Source organism: Zobellia laminariae, assembly GCF_030553095.1.
Taxonomy (GTDB): domain Bacteria; phylum Bacteroidota; class Bacteroidia; order Flavobacteriales; family Flavobacteriaceae; genus Zobellia; species Zobellia laminariae.
In genome coordinates, this window is record NZ_CP130738.1 from 5,045,583 (window position 1) to 5,057,175 (window position 11,593).

Sequence of the window (11,593 nt, forward strand, 5' to 3'; positions counted from 1 at the left end):
TAAAAAAGATAACATGTAAAGCAGGTTTCCACCTCCTAATTATAGAAAATGATAGAAGTAAGATTATCTAACAACCTAAACTACAAATAGACTTCTGAACCTTTATCTTTAAATTCTTTCGACTTTTCATCCATTCCTTTTTGAATGACTTCATTGTCTACGATATCATTAGCAGCTGCAAAATCACGTACTTCCTGAGATATTTTCATTGAGCAGAATTTAGGTCCGCACATAGAACAGAAATGTGCAATCTTGGCACCATCTGCAGGTAAGGTCTCATCATGATACTCACGAGCCAATTCCGGGTCTAGACCAAGGTTAAACTGATCTTCCCAACGGAATTCAAATCGGGCTTTACTCAATGCGTTATCCCTATGCTGTGCTTATGGATGTCCTTTTGCCAAATCCGCTGCATGAGCCGCCAATTTATAGGTAACTACTCCAGTTCGTACATCATCTTTATTAGGTAAACCCAAATGCTCTTTAGGGGTTACATAACACAACATAGCACAACCAAACCAACCAATCATAGCCGCTCCAATACCCGAAGTAATATGATCATACCCCGGAGCGATATCCGTAGTTAAGGGGCCTAAAGTGTAAAATGGAGCTTCGTCACAAACCTCAATTTGTCTTTCCATTCTCCTTGATCATGTGCATGGGCACGTGACCTGGACCTTCTATAAAACATTGTACTTCATGCTTTCTAGCAATTTTTGTCAATTCACCCAACGTTTCCAATTCCGCAAACTGGGCTTCGTCATTGGCATCCGCAACCGAACCTGGCCGTAGACCATCTCCTAATGAAAAAGCAACATCGTACTGCTTTAGAATCTCGCAAATATCTTCAAAATGAGTATACAAAAAGCTTTCCTTATGATGCGCCAAACACCATTTTGCCATAATAGAACCACCACGGGAAACTATACCTGTAACGCGTTTGGCCGTCATAGGCACATAACGTAACAGAACGCCTGCATGAATGGTGAAATAGTCCACACCCTGCTCGGCTTGCTCAATTAAAGTATCTCTAAAAATTTCCCAAGTAAGGTCTTCGGCAACTCCGTTTACCTTCTCTAAAGCCTGATAAATTGGTACAGTTCCTACTGGAACCGGAGAGTTACGAATAATCCATTCTCGTGTTTCGTGAATGTTTTGACCGGTTGAAAGATCCATGATATTATCAGCTCCCCAACGGCAAGCCCAAACTGCCTTTTCTACTTCTTCCTCAATAGAAGATGTGGTAGCCGAATTACCGATATTCGCATTGATTTTCACTAAGAAATTACGACCCAAAATCATGGGTTCCGCTTCTGGATGATTAATGTTAGATGGAATTACCGCACGCCCACGAGCCACTTCTTCACGCACAAATTCCGGTGTAATTTTATCTGGAATAGCTGCGCCAAAATGCTCCCCTTTGTGCTGCTTTGTAATCTTCGTCATTTCATCTATTCGTTGATTTTCACGAATGGCGATGTATTCCATTTCAGGAGTAATTATGCCCTGTTTGGCATAATGCAATTGGGTAACGTTCTTCCCTTTTTTAGCACGTAACGGCTTTTTTAAAAGTGAAAAACGCATATGATCCAAACTGCTATCGTTTAAACGTTCATTACAATATTCCGAAGAAAAACTATCTAGCTGCTCTACGTCTCCTCGCCCTATAATCCACTGCTCTTTTATTCTTTCAATTCCGCTATGGACATCTATCTTCTTTTCTGGATCTGTATATGGACCCGAAGTGTCATAAACCGTAACGGATTCATTTGGTTTCAATTTTCCGGTTAAAGAATCTTTAGTATCACTCAACTCAATTTCCCGCATAGCCACCTTAAGCTCTGGGTGAATTTTTCCGCTCACATAGATTTTTTTTGAATTTGGAAATGGTTGTCTCGTAATATGGTTTTGTTTGGGTGCAGTGTCTTTACTTTTCATTTTTTTTGTGGCTAGGAGCTATAAGCTAATTGCTTTGGCTCGTTATTTATAGTTTTCTATATTCAATTGATTTTTCGCTTTGCGCTAAAACTGTATTCCAATTATCCGCCTTGAGCGGCCTGAATGACCAATACTTGATCCTGGTCTTTCAACTCTTGAGTTTGCCAATTATGCCTTGAAACAACTTGCTCGTTTATCGCTACGGCTACACCATTTACAGAAGAATCAATTTGTTTTAAAAATTGATAAATGGTGGTATTAGAGTTGACCTCTAACCGCTTTTGGTTCATGTGAATAGTTATCATACAGTATAAATTTTATGCTGCAAGAATAGAAGTCTAGAAAATATCTTTGAAAAGAAAACACTCCTAAAGAAAACGCGGAGTATTTTAATGAAAAGGCTGTAAACACCCATTGCGAGGTGTTATTCAACTTTTCCCTTCGGCGGTACTAACCGCATCAGGTTCAAAGGGTATGTCTCAGTTCCTTATTTCGGAACACCCCTAAAGCTTACCCTACAAATGTATAGAATGAAACCGTTATAAAAATGAAAAAACTGAAGAAGTTTGTTTTTTAGGAGTTATGTCAATAAACTAAAAATGTGACTATCTCCATTCTATCCTTACCTGAGAGTGATTTTATGACACAAAAAAAAGGGAAGGAGCATTGCTCCTTCCCTTTCCTACATTAAAATTATTTATTGGTTCGTTCAGCTCTATTTCACCACGATGAATTCCGAACGTCTGTTCATCTGATGTTGCTCTTTGGTACATGGTACCCCGTTGCTACAATCGTTCGTCAGCTGCGTTTCGCCAAAGCCTTCAAAAGAGATGCGGCCTTCATCGATTCCCTGTTCCACCAAGTACGACGCCGTAGACTTCGCCCTATTGGCGGACAAGCGTAGGTTATAGTTGTCGTTGGCCCTTGAATCCGTATGGGAACCTACCTGTATCTTCACATTGGGATATTCGTTAAGATACGCCAGTACCTTGTTCAGGCTGATTCTGGCATCCTCACGGATAAAGTGCTTGTCGAAATCAAAGTAGATCGGTTCGATGTTCAGGTACTTGGTAAGGTCAGTCCCGATAGGTGCCGACTTGTCCGTTTGTGCCAATACCACTTCTATGCCCGTGGCGTCCTTCGCGTTCACCGTGGCGAATATCTTGTCGCCCTCGTCGTAGTCCGTTTTCGTGGCCACCACTTTGTAGTTGCCGTCCTCACAGTTCCCTTCCATGGCGAACGCACCGTTGGCGTCCGTCTGCGAACTCGCTATCAGGTTCTTCTTCGTGTCGTACACCTTGATGGTCGCGTTGGCAAGCAAGGCTCCCGTCTTCTTATCCTTCACCACCCCGGTAATATTGGTATGGCAGGTAAAGTCCAATGGTTCCTTTTCCACAAAACTATAGATATCGTCGTTCCCTTGCCCTCCTTTTCGGTTACTGGCGAAATATCCTTTTTTAGTTTCTTCGTTCACGATATATGAAAAGTCGTCCTCTTCACCGTTCAACGGTCTTCCTACGTTAAGTACCTTACCGCTGTCGTTCTTCAAATCCGTTCCGAATACATCGAGACCTCCCAGTCCGGGATGTCCGTCAGACGAGAAATATAATATGTCCGATGCCGTTACGAACGGAAAGGTCTCCCTCGCCTCCGTATTGATCTGTGGGCCCAAATTCTGGGGTGCACCGAAAGTACCGTCTCCTCGTTTATCTCTACCGAAAAGATATCCGACTCCCCTGCCGTTCCCGGCATATCCGAAGCAAAATATAGTTTTGTCTCTTCGTTGTTCAAGGTCGGGTGTGCCACCGAATAGCTGTCCCCGTTAAAGGGTAGCTCTACGATATTGCCCCATTCTTCATCGATCAGGTCGGCCCTGTATATCTTTAATCTGCTTATACCTTCCTCGTCCTGGAGAACTTTCCGTTGTTGGAGTTGTTCCTCGTAAAGTACATCGTCTTTCCGTCCTTGGTAAAGGCCGTGGAGGATTCATGGGTCTTCTTGTTCAGTTTCCGGTCCAGCTTGTCCAGTTCCGTAAAATTGCCATGGTCGTCCCCGGTTGCCTTGTACAGGTTCAAAAAGGCACCGTTGTTCCATCTGTGGATGTTCTTGGATACCAGTCCGCTGTCCCTTGCCGTGGAAAAGAATAAGGTCCTTCCCGTAGAAAGAGGGCGCGAAATCCGATACCTTGGAGTTCAGTCCCAGGTTCTTCAGTTCGTACCTCCCCGAGCGTTCCTCGATCTGTTCCAGATAGTCCTCGTTGTTGCCGAAGGCCAGGGCGCGCTGGTCGTTGGACCTTGGCCGTCTTGAACTTGTTCATCCAAACGTCCGAAGCATCGTACTTTTCAAGTGATTTTAACGTCTGGGCATAGCGGTACATGTATTCCGGGTCGATATCCGTTATCCCCAACTGGAACAGTTGCCCGTACCAATTGGACGCCTCTTGGTAGTTCGCGTTCAAATAGTTCGCGTTACCCAGATTCTTGAAGATCTCCTCTTCCGTATACCCGTCCTCTACCAAGGTCCTCATAGGACTGTATCGCCGAGGCATAGGAATAGTTCGTGAACTTCGTATCCGCTTTTCGTATCTTTTTCTCCTGTGCCTGTGAGGCCATGGCCATCAATGCCAGACCGCAGAATATATATCTTGTTTTTTTCATGTCTTGTCCGCTTGTTGGTTAGAAGAATCTTGGGGTGATTACGCGTTTGTACCTGTTCAGGAACTCATATCTTAGAAAGATCTCGAAAGAGCCGTCGTTGAACCTCGTGGCACCTAGATCGGTGATTTCCCTATCGTAAGCGACGCCTACCATGAACTGGTCCGTGATCTGGAAACCGAAAAGTGCGCTCAAAGCGGCGTCCCAACGGTAGGCCAGCCCTAAGGAGAACTTATCGTTATACAGGAAATTGGCGCTTACGTCTATCTGCAACGGTGCCCCCCTTACCGCCTTTACAAGGCCCGCAGGTTTGAACTTCCACCTATCGTTTACTTCGAATACGTATCCCGTGATAAAATAGAAGTTCATACGCTCTTCCGCCAAAAAGGAACTGCTGTTCGTATTGGAACCGTCAAAATGTTCCGTCTGCAAGAAGTTAGGTACCGATAATCCGGCATAGAAATGGTCCGTGTGGTAGTACACCCCGGCACCGATATTGGGCGAGAACTTGTTATCGATATTGGGAAGGTTGCTCTCCGCTCCGTAGTTCCTCAGCTTCGAGAAATCAACGTTCAAAAGATGGCCACCGGCCTTTAGACCGAAGGACAGCTTGCCTTCGTCAGACGTCTTTACCGTATACGAAAAGGCCGCGTCCACGTAGGTGTCCTGGTTCGTTCCGTTACCGATCTCATCGTTGACCACCGAAAGCCCAGGCCTACACGCTTGGAAACGGGCGTATGAAAATTGAGCGTCTGCGTCGTGGGCGCGCCGTCAAGGCCCACCCACTGCGAACGGTGCAGCGCAGCGATACTGAACACCCCGCGCGAACCCGCATAAGCTGGGTTCACAGAGATCGTGTTGTACATGTACTGCGTATATTGCGCGTCTTGCTGGGCAAGTAGCGAAGTACTAGCAGCTAAGACGAACAAGAGTAGTGCAAAAAGGTTTTTCATGGTTATTTGTTTTGGGACAATATTTTATCTATTAATGTATAGGTATCCTGCTTTGCTTAGGTTTATTCCCTCGTTCTCATATTTGATCACATAGAAATACACACCGACAGGTAGTTTCGAATCTGCACTAATGGTTGTTCTAGCATCAGAAGTACCTGTGAATACATTTGTAGTATTATCATAACCTGACATTTCATAAACACTAACTCCCCAACGGTTATAGATCTGAACCGTATTGTTCGGATAGGATTCTATATTTTCTATAATAAAGGCGTCGTTAGTACCATCACTATCTGGCGTAATAATTTCGTTACTAACTGAAATACCAGAGTTAACCACTTCTGGGTTGCAACCAGCATCAAGTGTTGGAACTCCATTTAATGAATCGCAAGGGTTAAGAGGATCTGTTCCGTCTTCAATCTCCTGACCATCAGGTATTGTGTCACCATCTGTATCGGCTTCGTAAGAATCTGTACCGATTGCATCTTCCTGAGCAGTCGTCAATCCGTCACCGTCACAATCACTATTTGGAAGTGCAGTACCATTAACATGATCACAATCATCTAAAGGATTTGTACCATCCAATACTTCCTGACCATCCAAGATACCATCATCATCAGAATCCGAATCATTTGGATCAGTATCCATAGTAACTTCCTCCCCGTCAAGAAGTCCGTCATTATCACTATCTGGGTTATCTATATCAGTTCCTATGGCAACTTCCTCATCGGTTGTTAGTCCATCATCATCGCAATCACTTCTACCTAATGGATATCCATTTACAGAACTACAATCATCTAAAGGATCCGTATTATCAACATTGACTTCTTGCCCGTCATTAATTCCGTCACCATCCGTATCAGGATTATTAGGATCTGTGCCTATTGCAACCTCTTCGTTATCATTGATGCCGTCATCATCCGTGTCAACTGAAACTGTTACCGCTCCTGTTCCTGTATTTCCAGAAGGATCTATAGCTGTAATATTAATTACATCTTGATCTACTAGAACTGGGAAGCTACCTGAATCTGGTATTGCGGTTTCTGTATCTAAGCTCCAATCTCCACTAGCGTCAGTAATTACAGTATATATTACATCAGGAATATTATCTCCGTCCGTATCCAACTCAATCAGTAATGTTTCACTGGCATCTCCTTGTCCACTTAGTACTGGCGTAATATCTATGGTTGCAAAACTATCGACCGCAGGACCAGCAAGATCAAGTGCCGCTGTATCTGTAGCACTATCAGGTCCTACATTACCAGCGATATCGGTTAGATTAGCAGTTATAATAATTGTACCCATATCTCCAGGGTTGGCAATTACTACATCGATAAATCCATTTGTAATATCAGCAGCAGTAAGAACCACATCTTGCGAGTTTCCATTACCATCAGTAATAGTCACTGTATCTCCTGCAACGGTATCCACAGGAAGCGTTACACGAGCATCAATATCACCAGATAATTCATCAATACTGATTAAGCCATCGTTGTTCGTATCTTCTGTAATCTCAACAGTTGGAGCTAATGGATCAGTAGTATCAAGTACTGCCGTATCCGCTACACTATCCGCTCCTACATTACCAGCAATATCCGTAATAGTAGCCGTTGCTACGATTGTACCAGTATCACCAGGACTTGTAAATTCTACATCTATTGTTCCGTTTGCAATATCAGTAGCGCTAAGGACTACATCTTGTGAATTCCCGTTTCCATCTGTGATGGTTACCGTATCTCCTGCGACTGCATCTGCAGGAAGTGTTACACGAACTCCTATATTTCCTACCAGCTCGTCTTCACTGATTAAACCATCATTGTTGGTGTCTTCAGTAATTTCTACCGTTGGCGCAGTTGGATCTGTAAGGTCAAGCACCGCAGTATCCGTAGCACTGTCAGGACCAACATTACCAGCAACATCTGTAATACTTGCAGTTACGTCTATTGTACCAGTATCACCAGGATTCGCGATTACAACATCTATATATTCATTAGTAATATCAGTTGCAGTTAAAACCACATCTTGTGAATTTCCATTACCATCTGTAATGGTTACCGTATCACCTACTTCTGCATCTATAGGAAGAGAAACACGAGCATCTATATCTCCCGTTAATTCATCTTCACTAATTAAACCGTCATTATTAGTGTCTTCAGTAATTTCTACTGTTGGTGCACTTGGTGCCGTTGTATCAAGTATTGCTGTATCAGTAGCACTATCATCACCAACATTACCAGCAACATCTGTAATAAATGCTCCCAATACTATTGTACCTGCTTCATAAGGATTAGCTATAATTACTTCTAAAGAACCAGTTGCTATATCGGTCGTAGTTAAAATCACATCTTGCGAGTTACCGTTACCATCTGTTATGGTTACTGTATCACCAGCTTCTGCATCAATAGGTAGTATAATTACTGCATCGATATCACCAGACAATTCACTTGCGCTGATTAAACCATCATTGCTTACATCTTCAGCAATTTCTACTTCTGGCGCACTAGGAGCCAAAACATCTATTAATGCAGTATCTGTTGCACTATCAGGTCCAACATTACCAGCAACATCCGTTAAGTTCGCGGTTACAACTATAGTGTTTCCGTCACCAGGATTGGCAATAATTACATCTATAAATCCATTGGCAACATCTGCTGCAGTTAATACCACATCTTGGGAGTTTCCGTTACCATCGGTTACCGTTACCGTATCTCCTTCAAATGTTGGTCCAACTAAAGTCACACGTGCATCAATATCACCAGTTAATTCATCTTCACTGATGATACCATCATTATTGGTGTCTTCGGTAATTTCTACCGTTGGCGCACTTGGATCCGTAAGATCAAGTAATGCATTATCTGTATTACTATCAGGACCAACATTACCGGCAACATCTGTTACATGAGCGGTTACATTTATTGTACCACCATCTCCCGGATTAGGAATTACAACAAGAATAAATCCGTTGGTTGCTTCAGCTGCCGTAAGTATTACATCTTGAGAATCTCCATTACCATCTGTTATGGTCACCGTATCTCCTGCTGCAATATTAGTTGGTAGTGATATTGCCGCTTGAATATCTCCATCTAATTCATCTTCGTTGATTAACTCATCATCATTACTGTCATCTACAATAATTACCGTAGGAGCACCAGGATCAGTAAGATCTAGTACCGCTGTATCTGTAGTACTATCTGGACCAACATTACCGGCAACATCTGTTATATTAGCTGTTACCACAATGGTACCCATATCTCCAGGATTGGCAATTACAACATCTACATATCCATCTGATATATTTGTCGCCGTAAGTATTACATCTTGTGAATTACCATTACCATCGGTTACCGTAACCGTGTCACCGGCAACTGCATCAACAGGTAATGTTACACGAGCATCAAGATCACCAACAAGTTCATCTTCGTTTATTAAACCGTCATTGTCAACATCTTCAGAGATAACTACTGTTGGTGCTAAAGGAGCCGTTGTATCCAATACTGCTGTATCCGTAGCACTATTAGGACCAACATTACCTGCAATATCCGTTAGATTAGCAGTTAATACAATAGTACCGTTTTCACATATGGGTTAATGATGACCACATCTATAGAACCCGTTGCAACATCTGTTGCAGTAAGTATTATATCTTGTGAATTACTATTACCATCAGTTACCGTAACGGTATCACCAGCAACTGCTCCTGCAGGTAGTGTTACCACAGCATCTAAATCACCTACTAGTTCATCTCCATTTATTAATTCATCATCATTGACATCTTCGGTAATCTGTATTGTTGGAGCTAATGGATCTGTAAGGTCAAGTACCGCAGTATCTGTAGCACTATCCGGACCAACATTGCCAGCAACATCTGTAAGATTTGCGGTTACCACAATAGTACCCGTATCTCCAGGATTTGCGATTACTACATCAATAAACCCGTTTGTAATATCAGTTGCCGTCAAGATTACATCTTGAGAGTTTCCATTACCATCAGTAATAGTCACAGTATCTCCCGCAACTGCATCAACAGGTAGCGTTACACGAGCATCAATATTACCTACAAGTTCATCTTCATTTATTAATCCGTCATTGTCAACATCTTCAGAGATAACTACTGTTGGCGCTAAAGGAGCCGTGGTATCAAGTAATGCTGTATCTGTAGCACTATCCGCACTTGTATTGCCAGCCACATCTGTAATATTAGCCGTTACGACAATGGTGCCATTCTCACCAGGGTTGGCAATTATAACAGTTATATCGCCATTACTAATATCAGTTGCAGTAAGCACCACATCTTGTGAATTACCATTACCATCTGTAATGGTTACCGTATCACCAGCAACGGCATCGACAGGTAGTGTAACTACTGCATTGATAGGTCCTGTTAATTCATCATCACTAATTAAACCATCATTATTGGTGTCTTCAGTAATTTGAACAGTTGGAGCCGTTGGAGCCGTAGTATCTATAATCAACTCTAAAGTAGTAATATCTACAGCACTATTACCTGCTGCATCTGTGCTGGTTACCACAACTTCATTGGCACCGTTTACATTTGGAGCAAAAACTCCACTTTCTACAGCAACTGTTTCCGTATCTAAAGTCCAGTTTCCTGAAGCATCTGCGGTTGTTGTAAAAATTGCACCGCCTACTTCTATTTCTAAAGTAGAATTTGCTTCTGCAGTACCTGTAATAACAGGTGTTATATCATTTGTAATTTGACTTTCTACAGTAGGAATCGCAGGGTCGGTAGTATCTATTGTCAACTCTAAAGTTGTAACATCATCAGTACTGTTACCAGCAGCATCTGTACTTGTTACGGCTACTTCATTTGTTCCATTTACATTTGGTGTAAATGAACCACTATCTGCAATAGCAGTTTCCGTATCAATTGTCCAGTTGCCAGAAGCATCTGCTGTTGTTGTATATGTTGCACCCGCAACTACTACAGTTACCGTAGAATTTGCTTCTGCAGTACCTGTAATAACAGGTGTTGTATCATTTGTAATTTGACTATCAACAGTAGGTATCGCTGGCGGAGTTACATCTACCGTAAGCAAAGCACTATCAGAAGTTAAAGGCGAACATACAAAGCTAGTCTCTGTAATTATCACTCTATATTCATAACCCTGTTGTGTTGTTGTTATACCTGTTAAAGTCAGTGTTTCTGTATTACTTCCTGAATAAATATCAGTTGCATTTGCATCGTCAATATCAACAAAACCACCACCAGATTGGTCATCTACTTGCCATTGATACAGTACATCTGTACCTGTAGCCGTTACCGTAAATGTCTCTGGAGAACTTCCATTTGTTAATACATCTTGAGGTTGTTCAGCTGCTGTTGCTATTGTTGGTACAACTTATTGTTGAAAGTCGAATGTTGAATCTGTTGCACTATCTAAATTATTTGGAGTAGTATATCCGTCAACAACAGTAGTACCTGTTACGATACCATTTGCATCAACAATTGTAGCACCATCGCCCAATATTCCGTCTGCATTAGGATCAGTAAATCCAGCTTCGATAACATCATTACATCCATCTTCATCAGCATCTAATTCCAAGAAATCAAATATTCCATCAGAAGTTGTTTCAGAATCTGATACCGTATAATTTACGGTACCGCTATTTTGCTGACCACTTGCTTGTACCGAATTTGGAATACCATCTGTACCTACCGCACCAGTTACAACACCAGCGGTAAACGCTTGGTCACTGCCAGATTCTACAACATCATAAATACCATCATTATCCGTATCTAAATCAAAGTGGTTAGGAACACCATCACCATCTGCATCAAAAACATCTACAACACCATCACCGTTGGCATCAGCACCTAAATCGGTATCTCTATAATTTAATATTCCGTCAGAATCATCATCACCACTAGGGTCAATTCCTGAAGTTTCAACCGTATCTAAAATACCATCGTTATCATCATCTAAGTCAATAGAATCTGCTATACCATCTAAATCATTATCATCAATACCAACTTCGCGGTAATCAACTTCTGGAGTTGTAGTTTTAGCTATGTTAGGTAAATCTGAA

The 11,593-nt window shown here is 42.2% G+C and carries 6 protein-coding genes, 2 pseudogenes and 1 riboswitch; all 8 genes and pseudogenes read right to left on the reverse strand.

Going from position 1 to position 11,593, the window contains the following annotated elements; translation table 11 throughout:
- Positions 1-80: 80 nt before the first annotated feature.
- Positions 81-1,938: pseudogene (gene thiC / locus Q5W13_RS24230) on the reverse strand (phosphomethylpyrimidine synthase ThiC).
- Positions 1,939-2,039: 101 nt separating this feature from the next.
- The gene (thiS, locus tag Q5W13_RS24235; RefSeq protein ID WP_155596959.1) at positions 2,040-2,243 is read right to left on the reverse strand and encodes a sulfur carrier protein ThiS; all 204 of its coding nucleotides are present in this window, start codon (positions 2,241-2,243) and stop codon (positions 2,040-2,042) included.
- A 114-nt stretch (positions 2,244-2,357) separates the two neighbouring features.
- A riboswitch (TPP riboswitch) is annotated at positions 2,358-2,453 on the reverse strand.
- Positions 2,454-2,653: 200 nt separating this feature from the next.
- On the reverse strand, positions 2,654-3,445 hold the full coding sequence (locus tag Q5W13_RS24240) for an OmpA family protein (protein WP_304444857.1): 792 nt from the start codon (positions 3,443-3,445) through the stop codon (positions 2,654-2,656).
- Positions 3,446-4,406: 961 nt separating this feature from the next.
- A complete protein-coding gene (locus tag Q5W13_RS24245) occupies positions 4,407-4,550 on the reverse strand; it encodes a hypothetical protein (RefSeq protein WP_304444858.1) in 144 nt (47 codons plus the stop codon).
- A 63-nt stretch (positions 4,551-4,613) separates the two neighbouring features.
- Positions 4,614-5,545 (reverse strand): annotated as a pseudogene (locus tag Q5W13_RS24250) (PorP/SprF family type IX secretion system membrane protein).
- Positions 5,546-5,569: 24 nt separating this feature from the next.
- On the reverse strand, positions 5,570-9,037 hold the full coding sequence (locus Q5W13_RS24255; RefSeq protein WP_304444859.1) for a T9SS type B sorting domain-containing protein: 3,468 nt from the start codon (positions 9,035-9,037) through the stop codon (positions 5,570-5,572).
- Between the two features lie 62 nt (positions 9,038-9,099).
- A complete protein-coding gene (locus Q5W13_RS24260; protein ID WP_304444860.1) occupies positions 9,100-10,656 on the reverse strand; it encodes an Ig-like domain-containing protein in 1,557 nt (518 codons plus the stop codon).
- Between the two features lie 249 nt (positions 10,657-10,905).
- The gene (locus Q5W13_RS24265) at positions 10,906-11,109 is read right to left on the reverse strand and encodes a hypothetical protein (RefSeq protein WP_304444861.1); all 204 of its coding nucleotides are present in this window, start codon (positions 11,107-11,109) and stop codon (positions 10,906-10,908) included.
- Positions 11,110-11,593: the final 484 nt, after the last annotated feature.

Coding starts and splice junctions, on each gene's coding strand:
- thiS (WP_155596959.1), bottom strand. CDS start 2,243: ATGATAACTATTCACATGAACCAAAAGCGGTTAGAGGTCAACTCTAAT.
- Q5W13_RS24245 (WP_304444858.1), bottom strand. CDS start 4,550: ATGGCCTCACAGGCACAGGAGAAAAAGATACGAAAAGCGGATACGAAG.